Origin of the sequence: Kribbella sp. NPDC051587, assembly GCF_044453945.1 — a bacterium.
Taxonomy (GTDB): Bacteria; Actinomycetota; Actinomycetes; order Propionibacteriales; family Kribbellaceae; genus Kribbella.
The window spans coordinates 116,497-135,786 of record NZ_JBITDE010000018.1; the positions used below are offsets into that span (position 1 = coordinate 116,497).

The following is a 19,290-nucleotide window of genomic DNA, read 5'->3' on the forward strand; positions in this document are numbered from 1 at the left end:
ACTCCCGCTGCCAAGACACAGATGGCCGGGACACCCGAAATGTCCCGGCCACCAAGGAAGGAGACCCTACCCGGTGCTCGACAACACCACCCTGCGCCGTACCTACCCGCACGCCGACCGCTACGACGGCCAGGTCTGCACCATCCACCTGGCCGACGGCACCGAGCTGACCGGCCGCGCCTACGCCCCGCTGGGTTGGGCCGACAACAGCGAGACCCGGCGTCACCTCCGCATCGTGCACGGCACCCAGGAGCACTGGATCTCGCCGACCACCATCGGGAGCACCGGCGTGACGGAGGTCGACGCGACCGGCGTGCTCACCGTCGGGCAGCGCGTCCGGCTGGTCGAGGACTTCCACTGGCACGACCGTGCCTACCAGGGCGCCGAGGTCGAGATCGTCGAGATCGGCCACAGTAACTTCAGCCAGCCCTACAACTCGCTGTACATCGTGGCGCCCGTGAAGCCCGGCGCCCGGCACACCCACCTGAGCGTCAGCCCACGCGACATCGCCGAGACCTTCTGGTTCGCCCAGGGCCCGGACGCCGGCAGCGACGACTGCGACGGGGCCCTGCGGCCCGTACGACGGCTGCGAGTACTGCGCTAGCTAGCCGCGCGCTGCGGCCGGGCGGGGAGCGGCACCTCCCCGCCCGGCCGCCTCGACCACCCCCGCAGCCACGAGGACGCCACTGATGCGCATCCACCAGGGAACGCCGATCCACGACCTGCCTCACGGGAACGGCCAAGGGACGGCAACCAGGGCTGGAATCTGACCAGCACCGGCCTCATCGCCGCACTTATCGCCTGGTTGCCAGAGGCAACTATCAGTATCGGCATCCCCTACACCCACCCGGCTCTTATCCAGCCGGCCTCGATCGCCAGGGAGCAGCCATGAATCTTACGCACCATAGAGAGGCCACAACTATGGGACCGTCTGAGCAGTTCGAGGCACTGACCACCGAACAACGTGCCAGCCTTGCCGCCGACCTATTCGCGGGGATCCAGCGAACCGCCAAGGGGGACGGCTGGGGGTCGGAAGTCCTCGGCGAGATCGAGCGGCTGTTCAACGAGCATGGCGTGACCTGGCGGGATGCAACCGGCGATGACACCAGCGAGGACACCGGGGAGGCGGAGTACGACACCTGGACCTCGGCGTCGCGGCAGCACTACATCGACAGCGGCGAGTACTTGCTCGTCACCGACGATTCATCGCCTCAGTCGGCCCCAGCCGCTGCTTTGGGGCCGTCGCTCGACGTCCTCTGGCGCGACAAGGTACTCACGCTCGCATCGTTTTCTCAAGGCGAGGCGCCAGCGCCTTGGTATTCGCCGAGCACTACGCCAGGGAGATCCAGAACCGTCACGGCGAGGCGTCGAGCGAGTTCGAGAAGGCCACCCGCTTCCGCGGGATCGCGTTCGAGATGCACGCGACTGTCAAGACGTACGTGGCCGATCTCCAGCAGGCCGAACCCGACATTCACACCACCGACGGCTGACCACCGGAAAAGACGCTGGCCCGGGTGGCGCACCAGCGCTGCCCGGGCGCCGCACGACAACACCCGTACGACGACAGAACGGAGACAGCACCCCATGACCGTCGCCAGCTTCCCCGGATCACGTGCACCGCGCACCGTCTACGTCGACGGCCGAGGCACGCCGATCGCCGAGGCCATCGAGACCCCGAGCGGTCTCCTCGTCTGGGGCCGCAGCCCTCTCGCGTCCCAGGCCCGCATGGTCAGCCTCGGCATCGCCGACGGCACCGTCGGGGCGATGCTGATGGTCGCAAACCACGAGCGCAGCATCGCCAGCCGCGCACCGCGGCTGGTCCGCCAGATCGGCACCTACATCGGTGATCTGCCCGCCGATATCTGCATCGCGGCCGACACGAACCCGTGGATCGAGATCAACGGCGCCACCGTGACCTGGCCCCACCCGAGTCTCGTCCCCGACGCCGCCAACGACTGCGAGGGCTGCGCCGGCGAACCGCTCCCCGGGGTTGTTGCGCCGATGGACTCCGAGATCGGCATTCAGCGCTGCGACAACTGCCAGCTCTTCGAGGGCGACCTGCCCGCCGCGCTCGCCCTGGCCGCCTGCGTCGGGGGAGTCGTCAAGTTCGAGCAGGAACCCCGCCGATAGTCCTCGTCGTGGACGGCGGCCATCGACCAGCCCCGAGCCGAAGGAGAACGTGATGCTGTACCTGGCAAACCCGTGCGGCAGCCCAGCGATCCGCGCAGCCATGGCAGCCGGTGAACTCGGCTACATCGACACACCCCGCCAGGGCAACATCCGCCCGCGCGGCGTCACCTGGTGCGCGGACAACGGCTCCTACGGCCAGGGCTGGCCCGGCTACGACCGCTGGTACACCTGGCTGGCCGACAACGCCGCCGACACCGCGACCTGCCTGTTCGCGACCGCACCCGATGTCGTCGCGAACCACTGGGCCACCGAGACCCGCTCGCGGCCGTGGCTGCAGCGTATCCGTTCACTCGGTTTCCCGGTTGCGTTCGTCGCCCAGAACCACATGGAGTACTCGACCTGGGACCTGTGGGACGAGATCGACTGCCTGTTCATCGGCGGCGACACGCTCTGGAAACTCGGCGACGCGGCCGCGAACCTGGCCGCCGTCGCGTCCTCGCTCGGCAAATGGGTCCATATGGGCCGCGTCAACTCCGAGAAGCGCTTCCGCTACGCCGAAGCGATCGGCTGCGATTCCGTTGACGGCACCTACTTGACCTACGCCCCGGACCGGAACCTGCCGACCGTGCGGGCATGGGCCCGCACGAGCGACCAGTTCGCGATCCCACTGACTTGAATCTACAGCTCTAAAACTGTATACTAATGTCATGACTACACAGCCTCCGATCGACCCCAGCGAAGACGGCCTGGCGCGCATGTCCACTGAGGACTACCAGGCGATGACCTACGACATGGTCGTCGGTGACGACGACATCGTCTTTTGCGGCGTCGTGGTGAGCCGCGCCGAGTACGAGGCTGAGAGTGAGCCCCTGGGGGATTACGCCTCGCTGGAAGAGGAATACGCGGAAAACATGCGGTTGTTGGAAGCCGAGGAGGCCGCAGAGGTGGCTACAGGCAGGCGGGTCACGATGGGTGGGCGCACGGGGGAGCGCCTGGGTGACGGTGATGCGGTGCCGCTGCGCGGCCGCGCCGAGTTGATCCCGGTGGACGACATCAGTACGGTCAACGACCCGGATGCCTGGGTCAGCACCGATTCCGGGACCACTTTCACCCACCCGACCATCTACGGCTGGGTCATCACGCGGCGCATCGTGCGCGGTGCCGACAAGTTCAGGGTCACCGGCGTCTTCAACGGCGAAGACGGCCATCACTTCGGTACCTGCCGGACTTTCCGTGAGGCGATCGCCCTCGTTGGCTACGCGCTCGGCGCCTGAGGAACGGACCTCAATCATGGACGTCACCATCAACGACCCTGACGATGTCGACGGCACCGGAGTGCCGATCTACGAAGGTCCGGCCGACGAGGCTTACACGCTCCTCGCTGCGGGGACCTACCCGACCACCGTGACTGGTCTGACGGTTTTGGTCAGCGAGCATGCCAGCATTCCCGCCATGATCGATCGGTATCGCCTGTGATGATCTTCGCGCGTGACCTGGCCGCAGGAACCGTCCTGACCGACGGCAGCCTCGTGCTGTGCGCCTACCGGAGCAGGAAGAGCAACTTCCGGGTCGACGTCGTCCGGCCACGCCCCCCGTACGGCGACCTGGCAACGATCGGCTACGCGCCCGAGGAGTGGGTCGATGTCCGCCACGCGCCGCAGGTGTTCGGCGGAGGTGTTGTCGCAGCGCCCGCGCGCCATCTGGAGATCTCCGGGATGGTGGCGGCCGCGGCCACCCCGCCCGCCGAGCTGGCCGCCCAGGTTCGCACGTGGGAAGCCGGTTACGCCCTGCTGGGCAAGGCCGACCGGATGCCTGACGAGCTTCTCTGCGACCTGGTCGACCGCGCCTGTGCCTGGATCGACGCCACCGGCTGGCCCGACGGGAAGCCCCAGCAGCCGGCGGCCGCCGCGATGACCGTCCACGAAGTCGTTGCCTGCCTGCGCCAGTACTACCCGCTCGGCGGCTGGGTCGGCCTCCTGCGTGACCACGGCGTACTCGCACCCCGGGACCTGCCGCCAGGCAAGAAGCAGCGTGAACACCATGCCACGTGGGACAAACGCGGCAAGAACCCCCGTACCGGCGACTTCCTGTAACCGCCTGCGCCAGACCTCAGGAAGCGCGGACGGTGGGGCGGCCCGTGAGCAGCGTCGTGACTTGGTTGCCGAGAGCAATTGCCCAACGAGCCCAGTCGAGAGGAACAGGAGTTGAGTCTACAGGTCTAAAACTGTATACTACTATCATGACGCCGACACCTGAGATCGACCCGAACGCAGCACTCCGCGATCTCCGCGATGCTGCTTCCCGCGCCCGGATCGCAGCCGATGGTGATTCCAATGACACCGAGATCGAGACACTCCAGGAAGTCATGGAGCATGCGGAAGCGCTTGATGAGTGGCTGACCGCCGGCGGTTCCTTGCCCTCGCGGTGGGTGCGTATGAAGACGTTCGCCTACCAGCTCGGCGAGACCTTCGGTGCCGAGGACTGTGCCCGAGGTCTCCGGGACGGCATGTTCGAGGCGACCGACGTATCTGCGACCGCGCAGCAACTTGCCCAGGTCAACTACCCCGAGCACGGCGACCCCAGTCGCGAGGAGTTCGCCAGCGGATATCGCGCCGGGTGGGAACGGCAAGCCACGATCCCGCCATTCCTCTATCACGCGCCCTTGTCCACGCCGGTCATCGTGACCGAGGCGACGCTGCAGAGCGCGCTGGAAGCCGCGCTGCCTGCCGTCAACGTGCTCGGGTTCCACCACACCCTGGCCCAGGTCGTCATCGACCATGTGACCCGCAACGGAGGTGAGCGGTGATGAGCAAACTCGCGTGGGACCGTCTGGCCAACGGCGACCTGCTGTGCCGCCAGTACCCGATTCGTCTCGTGAAGCCGTACAGCCGTCGCGCCGAGGATCCGGGCTGGTTGGTTCGCACCCCGTATGCCGAGGACCCGACCTATGACGAGATCGACGGATGGCAGTGGGGGTTCGTCCTGGATCGCGGATCGGCTCCGCTGGAGGCCGTCAGCAAGCAGAAGGCGATCGACATGATCAACTCCAGCGTCTATCTGGCCTACGTGCGCGAGCACTGGATCCCCGACGGCTACGGCGAGTGGGACCAAGTCCGCCGTGACCTGATCAGGGTCGATGCAGCCGCGAACGCGGCCCGTCTCGCGACCTGGCTGCGGGACCAGTCGCCCGCGACGACCGGTACCAGGTCGCGGTACAGCCGCGCCGACCTGATCGCAGGACCGCTGTCCACCAGCGAGGCCATCGAAGCTCTGGCGGCGCTGCGTGATGCCGCTGCCGAGCGTCGAGACCTGCAAGAGGCCCTGCTGCTGGACAACCGGCTAGAAGACAACGCGATGCACGCCGACGACCGCCGGACCTGCCACCCCTGCCAGGACTGGGCCGACCATCGCCATCACCCGCTGACCGGAGTCCGGGTCGAGGGCGGCCAAACCCGCAGTCCGGGTACGCCGCACCAGGGTGCCATCCAAGAAGACCCGTACCAGGCACTCGGCCTCCGCGGGCCCAATGCCCACGGCTGGCCGGCGCTGCTGGAACTGTCCAGCGTGCAGTTCGCCGCGCTGTTCGCCGTCACCGGCGCCGTCACCGCCGAGGATCGCAGTGAGCACGCGCAGCCGCTGCGTGAAATCCACCGCCAACTGACCAATCTAAGTACCCAAAAACCTTGAGTCTACAGCTCTAGAACTGTATACTAATATCATGACCTCGACACTCCAGCTCGATCTGTTCGGCGAAGTCGAAGCGGCCGAGAACACCCGTGAGCACGAGCTTGCGTGGCTGGCCCGCTTCCAGCGCGTCCCGGCGGTCTTGATGGTGGAGCGCAAGGGGGAGATCGTCGGCGAGAACAGGTGGAACCAGACGGCCTGGCTGTGCCCGGACCCCGACTGCGGAAGGGTCGAGACCAGGACCGAACTCCTGATCTCGATCCACGGCTTCGACCCCTTCACTCCTGGGCATGCGCCCAGCGACGGACGGTGCGTGAACGTGGCCCACTACTGGGCCAAGCCGCACGCGCTGGCCGGTGCGATCCCGCAGGCCGACGGCCGCCTGATGGGCTACTGCACCTGCGGCAACTTCACCCACTTCAAAGGCGATTGCGTGGCCGACCTGGAGGCCGAGATCGACGGGCACCGCCGCTACATCGCCCGGCGTCTGGCCGCACCGGCCGGACCCTTCGCCACCCAAACGGCCTGACGGGCCGACTCCAGAAAGGTGTCATCAATGGACAAGCGCGATCGGAACGCCGAAAGCCAGGCCACGCGGCGTGCAGCCGAAGACGTGGTCACCAAGATCGGGCAGTACTTCGGTCGCCCCAAGGCGACCTTCGGAATGGAGTACATCTGGGACGACGGGCGCCAGCCCGAAGAGCCCGGCTGCTGGCGTGTGACCTGGAAGGGCGGCGGGCCGCACGAGTGGGCGCGCACGTTCTGGATGGCAGTCATCGACGGGCGGAAGGTCGAGGTCGACCCGCAGATCGAGTTCGACATCGAGTACGACCATGACCAGGCCGAGGAAGCACTCGCAATTCTGGTCGGCGAGAGCGACGCCCGTCCGACCTCGGCCGGGTCGCTGAACAACGAGGGGACCGCCGTGAAGAACCGCGAGGACGCCCAACTGCCGACGCGGGACTTCGTCGAGATTGGCCGCCAGGCGTTCCGCAACGGCGACCATTCGGCACCCGCACTGAACGCCGAGGTGATGCAGGCCCTGACCGGCCTGCCCGTCGGATCGGCCGAAGGGAAGCAGATCATGACCGACTTCACCACCGGCTGGACCGCGGCCAACCTGGCGGCCCCGGTGCCGACCGACTTGGAGGGATCGGTCTGGTCACCCCGCGACCCGATGTCCATGCCGCTGTACGAAGGACCCCTCAGCCAGACCCACACCAAACTCACCCCCGGCCGGTACCAGGCCACCGACGAACACGACAACACCGTGATCGTCGACGTCACCGAGAACGCGAGCACCGTCACCCCCTACGACCCGGACAACCCGCCCCGCCTCGGCCCAACACCCGCCCAGGCCGTCGCCGAGCTCGCCGAAACGCTCAACGACGAGGCGCAGATGCTCCGGCTCGCCCGCGCCCTCTACTGCGAAACCGCCGAAGCCCTGGCCGTCGTCCTGGACATTGGCGGCGAGCCGGCGCTGGCCGACTTCCTTCGCCAGCTTCACCCCGAGCACGCGGCCTGCGTGATGGACCACGCCACCGGCGAGATCGTGAACCACAACGTCCAGCGCCCACATCACCACCAGATCCGGCCCTCAAAAAGCTTGAGTCTACAGCTCTAAAACTGTATACTAATCACATGGTGAACGGAGAGAAGATGCTCGAACTGCTGACCGTCCCGCACACGGACCTCCGTGCGGGCGACGTCCTGCACGGCACGGGCGAACTGGTCATCGGCCCGCCCACAACGATGACCGACACGCACCTGTGGCTCGACGTCGTCGCCCTCGATCCGGTCGTCATGGGCGAGCGGTTCAAGCCCGGCCCCCGGTGGACGATCGTCGATTCCCGCATCAGCGTCGAGATCCAGCGAGCGGCCGCCGAGCTGCCGCTGTCGGCACCCGCCGGACACGTCGGCAGGGGAGGAACCCCGGCCGCCTTCGACTCGGGCGAAGAGATCGCCCGTCAGATGCAGCTGTGGTTCCAGATGAGCCCGCGCGTCTGCACCCGCGACAGCGCACTGCTCAACGTGCCCGCCGACATCGCCGCAGGCGCGCTGGCCCGGGCGTGCTGGTGGATCGACGACCGCCTCTGGGCCGACGACAACCCCACCCGGCGCGCCGCCGAGCGGATGACCACCCACGAGGTCATCGCCTGCATCCTGCAGCACTACGAGGCCGAGGCCCCGATGGATCCGTGGGACGACCTGATCACGGCCGAGATGGATTTGGCCCGCTGACCACCCGTCCCGGCGGCGCGCCGAGCCCAACCAGGCTGCGCCGCCGGGACCGCGGTCCCGCGCACCAACACACGCCAGCACACCAAGAACCGAGGGGACTTCCATGATCGCGAACCGTCGAGGACTCACCCGACTAGCCGCCGTCGTCGGCCGACTGACCGGGGCCACCCGCCGCCAGGCTGCCCGCGATGCCGCCAGGCAGGCCGCCGCTCGGCAGGCCGACAACGAGGCCTTCCAGCGAAGCCTCCGCCACGCGGCGTACCTGCGCGAAGACACCGCCCGCCGCGAGGCGCAGGCCCGCGAATGGGGCATCGCGCTGCTGCCGATCCACGACCGCGTCGAGCAGATCTGGGACCTCGCCCAATACACCGGAAGCGCCGAGCGGCACGAGCAGTACCAGCAGTACGACCAACTGATCCGGGACATGGAAGAGGAATCCCTGCCGATCATCACCGGACTGCGCACCGGTGCGGTGACCCTCGCGGACATCCCAACAGAGCTGGAGCAGTGGCGAGACGCCTGCCTGATCCACGCAGCCAAGCTCACCCACGACGCAGACGCGGCCGCCGCCATCCTCGCCGCCCCCATCGTCGCGGGAACCGCCGAGGCCTACGACACCCGCCCGTACGCCGACGCCGCGGTCGAGGAATTCAACGCGGCCATCACACAGATCCAGAACGACCTGGACAACGGCACCCTGCCCGGCGCCGGGCTCGAGCAGCAGACCGCCTGACCCCGGCTCATCAGCACCCAACCAGCCCAGCCGAACAAGTCGAGGAGACCTCTATGACCACCTCCGCGCGTCTGACCGGCACCACCGGCCGCTGGGCCGCCGACCGCGCCGCCCGCAACGAGGACCTCGCGGCCGAGACGTACTTGCGAGAAGAGACCGCTCGGCGGGTTGCTCAGGCTGACGAGTGGGGTATCGCGATGCTGCCGATCGAAGATCACCTCGATCAGGTCTGGCATCTGGCCCGCGAGACCGACGACGCCGAGCGCGCCGTGCAGTACGAGCAGCTCGCCGCCGACATGGTCGACGCCGCCCGCTCGATAGTCACGCTCCTGCGTTTCGGCCTGGTGACGCTCGACGACATTCCCTCCGAGCTCAAACGGTGGCATGCCGTCTCCCAGTGCTACGCGCGCGAACTCGGCGACGGCGGCACCGCCGCCGCCGCACTTGCAGCGCCGATCACCGCGCGCACTGCAGACGAAGACGGGCAGCCCCGATACGCCGATGGCGCGGTGTGGCGGCCGGAGGCAGACAGATGATGCAACACACCGACGTGCCCCCTGCCGCCGCTGACGATGCGGCCGCCGGCCCAGCCCGCGAACCGGCCCTGCGGGCACTCAGCCTCGGAGCCGGCGTGCAGTCCACGACCCTTGCGCTGCTGGCCATCGATGGCGCGCTCCCCAAGCCGGACGTCGCAATCTTCGCCGACACCGGCTGGGAACCGGCTGCCGTCTACCGCCAGGTCGACCGGATCGCCGAGGCCCTGATCGGAGCCGGTGTCGAGTTCCACCGGGTGTCCAACGGCAACCTGCGCGCCGACGCGCTCGACCCGCAGCACCGCTACGCCTCCGTCCCCTACTTCGTGCGCAACCCCGACGGCTCTGACGGCATGGGCCGCCGCCAATGCACCAGCGAGTACAAGCTCGCGCCGATCAACCGCAAGGTCCGCGAGCTGCTCGGAGCCGAGCCGCCGCACTACCGGCGGGTGAAGCGCGGCCAGGTCTGCGAGCAGTGGATCGGGTTCTCGACCGACGAGATCGGCCGCGTGTCCGACAAGGACCAGCTGCTGTACATCCACAAGCGCTACCCGCTGCTCGAACTCGGCATGTCCCGCAAGGACTGCGAACGCTGGCTGTCGGCCCGCGGCTGGGGCGACACCGCCAAGTCCGCCTGCATCGGATGCCCGTTCCACGGCAACCGGCAATGGCGCGACCTGCGCGACAACCACCCCGCCGAGTGGGCCGACGCCGTCGACTTCGACGCTGCCATCCGCCGAGGAGGCGCCCGTGGCCTGCCACTCCACGGCCGCGCCTTCCTGCACCGCTCGCGCGTGCCACTGAGCATCGCGCCGATCGACCGAGTCACCCGCCGCGAGCACCAGGAAAACCAGACAGACATCTTCGACCAGATCGCCGAGCTCGGCGACCCCGACGGCTGCAGCCCCTATGGCTGCCGCTCCGGCCAGCCCGCCAACACCCAGAAGGGAGCAGCGTGATGACCTGTGTCTACCCGACCGTCCTGGGCCGGCCCTGCGGCCGACCGGCGGTACGCCGGATCCGCTGGCAGGAACAGCACCGCACCGGGCCGGAGATCCACGACTGGCCGCTGTGTCCGTTCCACCACGACCTCCAGCTCGCCGAGCTGCTGCTGTCGTGCGACGTTCATGCTCTCGCGCTACTCACCCTCGACGGCGACCTCATCCAGCCGACCGACCCTGCCCTGCTGGAGCAGCTATGGCCAATCTCGGCGCCCAGTGCCGCCGAGCTTCTGCAGCTCGTCGACCCCGTCACCGGAAAGGACACCGCACGCGCGAGGAGGATCGCGTGAGCGACCAGGTACTTCCAGGCCTGAACCCGGCCGCCGTCGTCTACCAGATGCAGAGCTGGACGCACGCCGACCGGTGCATCTGCGGCTTCAAGCCGATCCGCAACGGCCACAAGCCGAACTGCCCCTACCCGACCACCACGCACTACTGGTCCCCGATGGAGAACGGCGCAGCCCGCAGCCACTGGATGCCGAAACCCACCGCGCGGGCCGCCGTCCGCCAGGCGGCAATGTGGGCAGGCGCGGTCTATGGCCTCGGCATCCCCGCGATGCAGGTCGTCGAACTCCCGTCCGGGCGCGTGGTCTGGCGCGACTCCCACCAGTACCCGGCCGCCGGCGCCCCGGTCGCACCCGAATGGCAGGCAGACGTGTACGCGGCCGCGCGTGCGGCGTACGACGCCGACTGCCGCGCCGAAGAGGCAACCTCCGACCCCGAACCGGTCCAGGGCCTGTTGTTCTGACCAGCAGCCATCACCGGGGAACCACCGCCGCCAAGAGCGCGCCGCCCCGCACTGGCCCGCCCCAGATCTCTGGCGAGCCTCACCTCAGATTGGTGATACAGTTTTAATACTGTATACTAACCATGTAGTCAACGCGGCCACGGCGATCGTGGCCCGCACCCGCTACGTCCTCTGGAATCGAGCAGGAAGGGCCTATCCGATGGCGCTGATGACTGTTGCAGAGCTCTGGGTTGCGTTCGGGCGCGAACACCGTGCCTACGACGAGGACGGCAAAGGTCTCCAGGATCTCGCGAACGACTACGTCGAGACCCTTGCGGCGCCAGAGGCCGTAATCGAGCACGAGATCCAGGTCCGGCACGCGCGGCTGGTGATGATCGAGGAGGCCATCAAGGAGCTCGGCGGGGTGGTCGACGTCTACGCGATGGTGGGCCGCATGGCGATCTACGGGCCGGACCGGAAGGTCTACGCCCGCTTCTGACCCCTTACCACGGTGGCAGGGCCCCGCCCGACGGTCGAGGCCCTGCCACAAGTGGCAATTCATGTCACAACGAACCGGCCAGTCGGTTACGGTCGGCAACGACAGCAAGGGTGCCCTCGGCAACATGTCCGTCGCCGAAGCGCCGATGCTCACCGAGAGGACGCACTAACCGATGGACCCAGCAGCCGGCCCCACTGCCAGCCGCACCCCTGACCCGGGCGAGCGCAACGACCCGGCGCCCGAACCTGTCGAGTCGAAGACAGCCGACAAGTTCGCCTACGTCTTCTACGGCGTCGCGGCGACCGCGGCGCTGGTCGGCCAGGTCTGGGCAGGCGTCAAGCACATCCCCTGGCCCGAGACCGGCTTCAACACCTTCCTCAAGATCCTTCTGGTGACGCCCGCGGTCGCCGTGATCGAGCTCGGCGGCGTTGCCACCTCCGGCCTGGCCGATGTCCGGCGACGCAAGGGCGAGAACGCCTATGCCTACCGCGCCATGTCGCTCGCGGCCGCGCTGGTCGCGTTGGCCTTCAATGTCATCGGCCACTGGAGCCCGGGGGAGCGGTTCCTTGCGTTCGGGTTCGGCGGACTGTCCGCGTTCGCGTACGTCCTGTGGATCGTGCACTCCGGCGCCCGCCGCCGCGACGCGCTGCGCGCCACCGGCCGGATGGCACAAACCGCGCCCGTCTACGGCCCCGTCCGCTGGCTGACCCACCCCCGCGCTACCTGGCGCGCGCGCCAGCTCGCGCTCGAGTTCGACCTCGGCCTGTTCGAGTCCGTCCGGCGAGCCGAGACCGAACTCCGGATCGAAGACCGGAACAAGAACATCTCGACGGTGGTCTCCCGGATCATCAAGAAGCAGCACAAAGACACGCTGCACGCCGACATCGCCGTGGCCGCCTACGACTCCGCAGCGATCGCCGCTGAAGTCGCGGGGGACGCCGACAACGGCCGCATGGCCCGCCACATCGGGCGCGTCATCGAACCCCCGCCCGAAGCCGCCGACCCCTCGACCGATGAAACCCCTGTCGAGGAACAGCCGCCCGGCCAGGAACCGGCGGCCGCCGGACGGCGCCTCCTGACCGATCCCAACGGGCACCAGTACCTGGAAGCGGCCAACCACTGGGAACTCGCGGTCAGCAAGCCCACGCCCACCGAGTTCCAGATCGCCGACTGGATCATGGACGTGCAGCGCGAGGACATGTCCGGACACCACGTCCGGCTCCCCGTCCCGCCGCAGTCGTCCCTGTCCGGCCGTCAGCCCGCCGCCGGTCAACCGGACGCGGCCAACGAAGTTGCGGACACCGTGACCGAAGCGGCCACAGCACCGATGAGCGTCCTGGACGGAGCCAACGCCCAGATCGCCAGTGTCAAGGCCACACCCCCCGACCTGGCCAATGGACCGCACCCAGACCCCACCGGTCCGGCGGCGCTGACCGGGCAGGTGACCGGACAACACCCGGTCATGACCGGTACGGATCCAGACGATGAGCCCGAGCCCCCGGACGGCCCTGGCCGCGGCACCCAGACCGGCACGGCAGCCATCCCCCCGGGCGAGTCTGGTGCCGAGGGGCACCCCAGCCCCGCCCAGTGGTCGCAGCCGGCCCCGGCGCACGCCGGGGCCACCTCCCAAGCATCGGCCGTTCCGCTGGACAACCCGGTCCAGGCCGCGCCGCAACCGAGTGGACTTGCGGACACCATGACCGAACCGGGCGGCCACGCGACCGGCGCGGCCACCCGACCACCTGCCGGGCCCGACGCCGCACCTGCGGGTCGGACCGAGTCCGAACCACCCTTGACACCTCCGGCGGATCCCGGTCAGGAGCCTGCCGGAAAGCGTGGCGGTCGGCGAGGCGAATGGTGGGACATCGCACAGCCCGCGATGGACGCCTGGGCCGATGCGGGCGAGGAGGTGACCGCGCCCCGACTGGCCGAAAAACTCGGCATGAACGACCGGACAGCACGCCGACTGTTCAAGCAATGGAAGGAGGAGCGCGCCGAACAGCAGCGCCGCGAGAACGGCGGCAACGTGGTCCGGCTGACCGGACACCGCAACACCTGACCGGACACCATTGAGGGCCCCGAGGCGACCTGCCTCGGGGCCCTCATCGCTGTCCGGTCACACCGGCCTGACCGCTGTGTCCGTCGATGACCGGACAGACCCCGTGTCCGGTCATCAGCCATGTGACCGGACATCGCCACGACCCAGACGACCGCCTTCCAGCGGTGACCGGACATGGAGACGGCGTCCGGTGGCCGGTGACCTTGAGTGACCGGACACCGGTCATCGGCCGGTACGAACTGGCGGCCGATGTGGGGCGACCCGAGCCCGGCCAGCCGGGCTCGCTGCATGGGTCACGGTGGGGCGTGCGCCGCCGCCTGGGACACCCCTCCCAACGGTGGCGGTACGCCGTCCCGGCACCGTTGCCGCCGCCGGTGCGCCCCGCCGGCGGCGTGGCCAGGACAGGCCTTCAGGTACCTGCGTGCGACGCCGGTCCGACATCGCCACTGCGCTGGTCGAGGTGCTCGACCGAGCCGTTCTCCGGCGTATCGCGGCCCGCGCCATCGCGCCCACCGGACGGCTGGCGCCCGGCCCGCGCCGCCGCTCTCGCCGCGGCTGTCGCGCGCGCCAACTGGCCCCGCTCGCGCGCCGGTACCCGGCGACTACTCACCCCCGCACCAACCCCTCATCTACCGCACTCCCTCTCCTCCGCTGATCTCCGACCAAGCGATCTTGCACCACCTCTCCCGCGCCGCTCACCAAACCCGCGCCCCCTCCGCCTGTGCCATCACCTCCCACACTACAAGGTCTACACACCTCTTGCACTAATAGTGAATGGGGTAGACTGAGCTCACCGCCGCCGTCTCGCGACGGGTGTGCGCACGGTTGGTGAGGCCCCGGATCGCAGAGGAGGTGAGCGCGATGAACGCGACGGTTCACGTGCTGCACGCCGGCGATGGCTACACCTACATGACCCGCCATGTCGCCAGCGGCGACAACCAGCTGCGGCGGCCGGAGACGGTGGCGGACTACTACACCGCGACGGGGAATCCTCCGGGTCGCTGGATGGGTTCGGGGCTGGCCGCGCTGGGGGTGGCTGGTGAGGTCACTGAGCCGCAGATGAAGGCATTGTTCGGGCTCGGGTTGCACCCGGATGCCGACCGGCTGATCACCGAGAAAACCGCGCAGCTGCTGGCCGAGGGAAAGACCCCGGAGGAGGCCGCGAAGGAGGCGGTCCAGGCGGCCCGGCTGGGGCGGAAGTTCGCGATCTTCGATCCGCCGAAAGTGAACCTACCGGAGATGCTGGACACGGCCTACCGGGAGGCCCGCCGGTCACGTGGCCGGTCACTGACCGTGGCGGAGCGGACATCGATCCGGGCGGACACTGTCCGGTCAGCGTTCCGGTCAGTTCATGACCGGTCACCTCATGACCGGTCAGAAGAGAAGAAGTTCGAGACCAAGATGATGTCCGGTCAGAAGCAGCCGGTCGCGGGTTATGACCTGGTGTTCACACCGGCCAAGTCCGTGTCCGTTCTGTGGGCCCTCGGTACGGCGGACACCCGCCGGGCGGTCAGCGAGGCCCACCAGGCGGCGGTCGCGAAGGCGATGGCGTTCATGGAGAAGAACGCCTCTAAGACCCGGACCGGACGGGCCGGGATCGCGCAGATCGACACAGCGGGTTTCGTGGTGGCCGCGTTCGACCACCGCGACTCGCGCGCCGGTGACCCGGGGCTGCACACGCACTGCGCGGTCTCGACCAAGGTCCTGGGCGCGGACGGGAAGTGGCGCTCGATCGACGGCCGGGAGGTGTTCCGGTTCGGGGTCGCGATGAGCGAGACCTACAACACCGCGATCGAGGACGAGCTGCGCAGCCGGCTCGGGGTCGGGTTCGTCGACCGGCTGACCGCACGCGGGGCTCGGCCGGTGCGGGAGGTCGACGGGATCGACCTGCGGCTGATCGAGGTGTTCTCGTCGCGCCGGTCCGAGATCGAGCGGCGGCTGGCCGAGCTGGTGCGGCAGTACCGCGCCCAGCACGGCAAGGACCCGTCGAAGCCGATCCAGCTGCGGCTGGCCCAGCAGGCCACGCTCGAGACCCGGCGCGGGAAGGAAGCACCGCGGGCGTTCGGCGAGCAGCAGGCCGAGTGGATGCAGACCGCTGCCCGTGTCCTCGGGGTGACCGATGACCAGGTGACCGGACAGATCGAGATGGCCGTCGGCCGCGGCGCGGTCGAGCTGCGGTCCCGCGACATCGACGTCGAGGCCTACGGGCGGGCGGTCGTCGAGGCGGTCACCGAGCACCGTGGCCAGTGGCGCGAGTCGCACCTGCGCGCCGAGGCCGAGCGGATGCTGCGACCGGTCACGGTCGACTCCTCCGCCGACCGTGACCGGCTCGTCACGGCGGTCACGTCGGCGGCGCTGCGGGCGAGCGTGAAGATCAACCTGCCGGCCCCGGAGCGGATCCCGGCCCAGCTGTCGCGCGGCGACGGCATGTCGGTGTTCGTGCCGCACGGCGCCCCCCGCTACACCTCCCTGAGTGTGATCGACGCCGAGATCCGGATCGTGGAGGCCGCCAAGCACGAGGTCTTGCCGGTGGTGGCACCGGCGCTGTTCCGGGCGACGCTGAAGTCGTTCCCGGGTCCGCTGGACCCGGGCCAGGTCGCGTTGGCGCGGGAGTTCGCGTGCGGTGAGCGGGTCCTGGGTGCCGGGATCGGCCCGGCCGGTGCGGGTAAGACGACGACGCTGCGGCTGACCGTCGCGGCGCTGCGCGATGTCGGCAGCGACATGGTCGCGCTGGCGCCGTCGGCCGCGGCCGCGCAGGTGCTGCGCGACGAGCTCGGGGTCGGCGCCGACACCGTCGACATGTTCTTGACCCGGGCCCGGCACGGCAACGTCGAGGTCAAGCGTGGCCAGGTCCTGGTGATCGACGAGGCCGGGATGATGTCCACGCCGAAGCTGGACGAGATCATCGCGATCGCCGGGTCGGTCGGTGCGCATGTCCGGCTGATCGGTGACCCGCGACAGCTCAACGCAATCGGCGCCGGCGGGGCGCTGCGCCTGGTCGCGGAAGAGGCCGGAGCGGTCGAGCTGTACGAGGTGCACCGCTTCCTCGATGCCGGTGAGGCCGCGGCGACGCTGCTGCTGCGCGACCACAACCCGAAGGCGCTGGACTGGTACGAGGCCCAGGACCGGATCTCGGCCGGGCCGCGCGACACCCAGCAGTACGACATCGTGACTGCGTGGCGCAGCGACATCGACGCCGGTACCGGGTCGATCATGATCGCCTCGACCCGTGAGGCCGTCGCGGCGTTGTCCGAGCTCGCCCGCGACGGGCGGATCGCCGCCGGCCTGATCGACTTGTCCCGCACCGTGGCGCTGGGCAACGGGGCGTCGGCGAGCGTCGGCGACGTGATCGTGACCCGGATGAACGACCGGTTCAACCAGCGCGGCGACGGCGACTACGTGAAGAACGGTGACATCTGGATCGTTCAGGACGTCACCGGATCCGGGACGATCATGGCCCGTCACGTCACTAAGGGTGACGTGGTGGCGTTGCGGCGCGAGTACGTCACCGCGAACGTCGAGCTCGGCTACGCGGCGACCATCAACCGTGCCCAGGGCATGACCGTCGACCGGGCCCACGTCCTGGTCGACGCCCGGATGCGGGCCCGTGAGCTGTACGTCGCTATGACGCGTGGCCGGTTCAGTAACCAGGCCTACGTAGTGACCGACGACCCGGCCGACATCGAGGTCGACCACAAGCACGAGCCGACCCAGTGGTCGCGGCACGTGCTCGAGCAGGTGCTGCGCAACGAGACCGACGACGATTCCGCGCTGCTCGCGATCCGCGACGAGCAGAACGCCGCGGTGTCGCTGTCGCGGCTGGTGCCGGAGATGGAGCACGCGCTCGGCCTGTACTTCGGCGACACGATGGAGGCCGCGGTCGAGGCCGTGTTCGGCCAGGCACCCAGCAGCACCGCCGACACGGGCGAGATCGCCGAGCCGGTCGACCCGGCCGCCGAGGCGCTGCGGCGCCGCCTGCTCGACATGCACATCGCAGCCGACGCGTTCTTCCGTGGCCACGTCGAGACCAGCTGGGTCCCGGCGTATCTGGACGGGCGTGGCCTTGCCAGCCTGGTGACCGGCGGCGAAGCGGGCTACGCACCGGCCGGATGGACCGCGCTGACCGACCACCTGCGCGAACTCGGCTACAGCGACGACGAACTCACCAAGTCCGGTCTGGCGCTGATGAGCCGCAACGGCCGGTTGATCGACCGGTTCCGTGACCGGATGGTGCTGTCGATCCGGTCGGTCGACGGAGACGTCATCGCGTTCACCGGCCGCGCGGCCGAGAACGCAGGACCGGACGTGCCGAAGTACCTGAACAGCCCCACCACCGACCTGTACGTCAAGGGCGACGTGCTGATGGGTCTGGCTGAGAACGCCGAGGCGCTGCGCGCCGGAGCCATCCCGGTGATCGTCGAAGGCCGTACCGACGCGGCCGCGATCACGGCGGCCGGGCAGGGCCGCATCGTCGGGCTCGCGCCGGGTGGCACCGCGCTGACCGAGGTGCAGGTGGCTGCGCTGGCCCAGATGGTCGACCTGACCACCCGCCCGGTCGTGGTCGCGACCGACCAGGACATCGCCGGCCGGGCCGCGGCCGATCGTGCCTGGGACCTGCTGCGCGCCGCCGGCGCCAACGAGCTGCGGGCGCCGCGACTGGCCAGTGGCCAGGACCCGGCGGACCTGCTGAAGGACCACGGGCCGGACGCGGTCCTGGACGCCATGACCACCCAGACCCGGTCGCTGGTCGACCAGGTCGTCGAGCAGCGGCTGGCCAAGTGGAGCAGCCACCTAGACCAGGGCAACACCTTGGCCGCGGTCGACGCGGTCCGGGACGTCGCGCCGATCATCGCCGAGCTGCCTGCCGATCAGCGAGCCGCCGCAACGGCGAACCTGTACCTGCAGCTCGACCTGGACACCTCGATCATCGCCGAGGCCATCGACGACGCGGTCGACGCGCTCGAGGCCGCGACTGCCCTGCAGACCGAGCCGCCGGTCGAGGCACCGAGGGCGGACACGCTGACGGTGCAGGACATCCTCGAGGACCGGGGCTGGTCCGCGCTGTCCGAGCGGCTGGCCAGGATTGCGGCGATCGGTGAAGACCCGGCGGTCGCGCTGCGGACAGCGGTGGAATCCAGAGAGCTGGACTCGGCCGACGAGCCCGTCGACGTCATCATCTGGCGACTGGACCAGGAATACGGTTTCGACATCGTCCCGCCGGCACCGGTGGGTGCGCCGGACAACGATCTGGCGCGCTGGCTGCAGGACCGGGCCGAGACGCTCGACGCGCGCGTGGCAGACCTGGTCGCGATCGCCCGCGCCGACGAGCCGGCCTGGCTGGCCAACGTCCGCCGAGGCGGGCTGCGGGACGTGGTCGCGTACCGCGACCGGTACGGCGTGACCGCCGAGGACGACGCGATCGGGCCCCAGCCGCCGCGTGGGCAGCAGCGCACCCGCTGGCAGAAGCTCGAAGGGGTCATCCGTGAACCCAGCGGCGAGCCGACCGGACAGACCGAGCCGACTGGGCCGAGCCGGACCCGGCCGAGCCTGGCCGACCTGGCCCGGGCGCACGTTGAACAGCAGCAGAACGCGGCCCGCGGCCAGGACTGGGCGCCGCCGGACAGCGGCCTCGGGCCCGAGGCCGGGCCGCGTGGACCGCAACTGTGACCATCCCAAGAACGGG

21 protein-coding genes are annotated in these 19,290 nt (G+C 69.2%); 20 read left to right on the plus strand and 1 reads right to left on the minus strand.

Annotated features, from left to right (window positions below; genetic code table 11):
• The first annotated feature begins 73 nt into the window (after positions 1–73).
• The 19 genes from ACIA49_RS39125 to ACIA49_RS39215 all read left to right on the plus strand — a co-directional run bounded on the left by ACIA49_RS39125 (position 74) and on the right by ACIA49_RS39215 (position 13,607).
• Positions 74–604 carry a hypothetical protein gene (locus ACIA49_RS39125; RefSeq protein ID WP_396383360.1) on the plus strand — a complete coding sequence of 177 codons (531 nt, stop codon included), beginning with the start codon at positions 74–76 and terminating at the stop codon, positions 602–604.
• 709 nt (positions 605–1,313) lie between these two features.
• The gene (locus tag ACIA49_RS39130) at positions 1,314–1,490 is read left to right on the plus strand and encodes a hypothetical protein (protein ID WP_396383362.1); all 177 of its coding nucleotides are present in this window, start codon (positions 1,314–1,316) and stop codon (positions 1,488–1,490) included.
• A 94-nt stretch (positions 1,491–1,584) separates the two neighbouring features.
• Positions 1,585–2,130: a hypothetical protein gene (locus ACIA49_RS39135; RefSeq protein WP_396383363.1), complete on the plus strand. Its 546-nt coding sequence runs from the start codon at positions 1,585–1,587 to the stop codon at positions 2,128–2,130.
• Between the two features lie 52 nt (positions 2,131–2,182).
• Positions 2,183–2,806 carry a hypothetical protein gene (locus tag ACIA49_RS39140; RefSeq protein ID WP_396383365.1) on the plus strand — a complete coding sequence of 208 codons (624 nt, stop codon included), beginning with the start codon at positions 2,183–2,185 and terminating at the stop codon, positions 2,804–2,806.
• A 31-nt stretch (positions 2,807–2,837) separates the two neighbouring features.
• A complete protein-coding gene (locus tag ACIA49_RS39145) occupies positions 2,838–3,404 on the plus strand; it encodes a hypothetical protein (protein ID WP_396383366.1) in 567 nt (188 codons plus the stop codon).
• A gap of 16 nt (positions 3,405–3,420) precedes the next feature.
• Positions 3,421–3,606 (plus strand): hypothetical protein, encoded by a 186-nt coding sequence (locus ACIA49_RS39150; protein WP_396383367.1) that lies wholly within the window; start codon positions 3,421–3,423, stop codon positions 3,604–3,606.
• Complete coding sequence (locus ACIA49_RS39155) at positions 3,606–4,223, plus strand: hypothetical protein (protein WP_396383368.1); 618 nt, start codon at positions 3,606–3,608, stop codon at positions 4,221–4,223. Before ACIA49_RS39150 ends, ACIA49_RS39155 begins: the two co-directional genes overlap by 1 nt.
• Positions 4,224–4,369: 146 nt before the next feature.
• Positions 4,370–4,936 carry a hypothetical protein gene (locus tag ACIA49_RS39160; protein WP_396383369.1) on the plus strand — a complete coding sequence of 189 codons (567 nt, stop codon included), beginning with the start codon at positions 4,370–4,372 and terminating at the stop codon, positions 4,934–4,936.
• Positions 4,936–5,817, plus strand: a complete 882-nt coding sequence (locus ACIA49_RS39165; protein ID WP_396383370.1) for a hypothetical protein — start codon at positions 4,936–4,938, stop codon at positions 5,815–5,817. Before ACIA49_RS39160 ends, ACIA49_RS39165 begins: the two co-directional genes overlap by 1 nt.
• Before the next feature lie 31 nt (positions 5,818–5,848).
• Positions 5,849–6,343 (plus strand): hypothetical protein, encoded by a 495-nt coding sequence (locus tag ACIA49_RS39170; RefSeq protein WP_396383371.1) that lies wholly within the window; start codon positions 5,849–5,851, stop codon positions 6,341–6,343.
• A 27-nt stretch (positions 6,344–6,370) separates the two neighbouring features.
• Positions 6,371–7,438 carry a hypothetical protein gene (locus tag ACIA49_RS39175; protein ID WP_396383373.1) on the plus strand — a complete coding sequence of 356 codons (1,068 nt, stop codon included), beginning with the start codon at positions 6,371–6,373 and terminating at the stop codon, positions 7,436–7,438.
• 17 nt (positions 7,439–7,455) lie between these two features.
• A complete protein-coding gene (locus ACIA49_RS39180) occupies positions 7,456–8,055 on the plus strand; it encodes a hypothetical protein (protein WP_396383375.1) in 600 nt (199 codons plus the stop codon).
• A gap of 103 nt (positions 8,056–8,158) precedes the next feature.
• Positions 8,159–8,788, plus strand: a complete 630-nt coding sequence (locus tag ACIA49_RS39185) for a hypothetical protein (RefSeq protein ID WP_396383376.1) — start codon at positions 8,159–8,161, stop codon at positions 8,786–8,788.
• Positions 8,789–8,841: 53 nt separating this feature from the next.
• The gene (locus ACIA49_RS39190; RefSeq protein WP_396383378.1) at positions 8,842–9,324 is read left to right on the plus strand and encodes a hypothetical protein; all 483 of its coding nucleotides are present in this window, start codon (positions 8,842–8,844) and stop codon (positions 9,322–9,324) included.
• On the plus strand, positions 9,321–10,280 hold the full coding sequence (locus ACIA49_RS39195) for a hypothetical protein (RefSeq protein ID WP_396383380.1): 960 nt from the start codon (positions 9,321–9,323) through the stop codon (positions 10,278–10,280). Before ACIA49_RS39190 ends, ACIA49_RS39195 begins: the two co-directional genes overlap by 4 nt.
• Complete coding sequence (locus ACIA49_RS39200; protein ID WP_396383381.1) at positions 10,280–10,612, plus strand: hypothetical protein; 333 nt, start codon at positions 10,280–10,282, stop codon at positions 10,610–10,612. The genes ACIA49_RS39195 and ACIA49_RS39200 overlap by 1 nt, the downstream gene beginning before the upstream one ends.
• Complete coding sequence (locus ACIA49_RS39205; RefSeq protein ID WP_396383383.1) at positions 10,609–11,070, plus strand: hypothetical protein; 462 nt, start codon at positions 10,609–10,611, stop codon at positions 11,068–11,070. The genes ACIA49_RS39200 and ACIA49_RS39205 overlap by 4 nt, the downstream gene beginning before the upstream one ends.
• A gap of 208 nt (positions 11,071–11,278) precedes the next feature.
• Positions 11,279–11,548 carry a hypothetical protein gene (locus ACIA49_RS39210; RefSeq protein WP_396383384.1) on the plus strand — a complete coding sequence of 90 codons (270 nt, stop codon included), beginning with the start codon at positions 11,279–11,281 and terminating at the stop codon, positions 11,546–11,548.
• A gap of 172 nt (positions 11,549–11,720) precedes the next feature.
• Positions 11,721–13,607: a hypothetical protein gene (locus ACIA49_RS39215; protein WP_396383386.1), complete on the plus strand. Its 1,887-nt coding sequence runs from the start codon at positions 11,721–11,723 to the stop codon at positions 13,605–13,607.
• Positions 13,608–14,016: 409 nt separating this feature from the next.
• Here the strand turns inward: ACIA49_RS39215 and ACIA49_RS39220 are convergent, their stop codons facing one another.
• Entirely contained in the window at positions 14,017–14,217 is a 201-nt protein-coding gene (locus ACIA49_RS39220) for a hypothetical protein (protein WP_396383387.1), read from the minus strand.
• 251 nt (positions 14,218–14,468) lie between these two features.
• Here ACIA49_RS39220 and mobF point away from each other — a divergent pair, with 251 nt between their 5' ends.
• A complete protein-coding gene (gene mobF / locus ACIA49_RS39225; protein WP_396383389.1) occupies positions 14,469–19,274 on the plus strand; it encodes a MobF family relaxase in 4,806 nt (1,601 codons plus the stop codon).
• The last annotated feature ends 16 nt before the right edge of the window (positions 19,275–19,290 follow it).

Excerpts from the sequence above, each read along its gene's own strand:
- ACIA49_RS39135 (WP_396383363.1), top strand. The coding sequence starts at position 1,585 with ATGACCGTCGCCAGCTTCCCCGGATCACGTGCACCGCGCACCGTCTAC.
- ACIA49_RS39140 (WP_396383365.1), top strand. The coding sequence starts at position 2,183 with ATGCTGTACCTGGCAAACCCGTGCGGCAGCCCAGCGATCCGCGCAGCC.
- ACIA49_RS39145 (WP_396383366.1), top strand. The coding sequence starts at position 2,838 with ATGACTACACAGCCTCCGATCGACCCCAGCGAAGACGGCCTGGCGCGC.
- ACIA49_RS39150 (WP_396383367.1), top strand. The coding sequence starts at position 3,421 with ATGGACGTCACCATCAACGACCCTGACGATGTCGACGGCACCGGAGTG.
- ACIA49_RS39155 (WP_396383368.1), top strand. The coding sequence starts at position 3,606 with ATGATCTTCGCGCGTGACCTGGCCGCAGGAACCGTCCTGACCGACGGC.
- ACIA49_RS39160 (WP_396383369.1), top strand. The coding sequence starts at position 4,370 with ATGACGCCGACACCTGAGATCGACCCGAACGCAGCACTCCGCGATCTC.
- ACIA49_RS39165 (WP_396383370.1), top strand. The coding sequence starts at position 4,936 with ATGAGCAAACTCGCGTGGGACCGTCTGGCCAACGGCGACCTGCTGTGC.
- ACIA49_RS39170 (WP_396383371.1), top strand. The coding sequence starts at position 5,849 with ATGACCTCGACACTCCAGCTCGATCTGTTCGGCGAAGTCGAAGCGGCC.
- ACIA49_RS39175 (WP_396383373.1), top strand. The coding sequence starts at position 6,371 with ATGGACAAGCGCGATCGGAACGCCGAAAGCCAGGCCACGCGGCGTGCA.
- ACIA49_RS39180 (WP_396383375.1), top strand. The coding sequence starts at position 7,456 with ATGGTGAACGGAGAGAAGATGCTCGAACTGCTGACCGTCCCGCACACG.
- ACIA49_RS39185 (WP_396383376.1), top strand. The coding sequence starts at position 8,159 with ATGATCGCGAACCGTCGAGGACTCACCCGACTAGCCGCCGTCGTCGGC.
- ACIA49_RS39190 (WP_396383378.1), top strand. The coding sequence starts at position 8,842 with ATGACCACCTCCGCGCGTCTGACCGGCACCACCGGCCGCTGGGCCGCC.
- ACIA49_RS39195 (WP_396383380.1), top strand. The coding sequence starts at position 9,321 with ATGATGCAACACACCGACGTGCCCCCTGCCGCCGCTGACGATGCGGCC.
- ACIA49_RS39200 (WP_396383381.1), top strand. The coding sequence starts at position 10,280 with ATGACCTGTGTCTACCCGACCGTCCTGGGCCGGCCCTGCGGCCGACCG.
- ACIA49_RS39210 (WP_396383384.1), top strand. The coding sequence starts at position 11,279 with ATGACTGTTGCAGAGCTCTGGGTTGCGTTCGGGCGCGAACACCGTGCC.
- ACIA49_RS39215 (WP_396383386.1), top strand. The coding sequence starts at position 11,721 with ATGGACCCAGCAGCCGGCCCCACTGCCAGCCGCACCCCTGACCCGGGC.
- mobF (WP_396383389.1), top strand. The coding sequence starts at position 14,469 with ATGAACGCGACGGTTCACGTGCTGCACGCCGGCGATGGCTACACCTAC.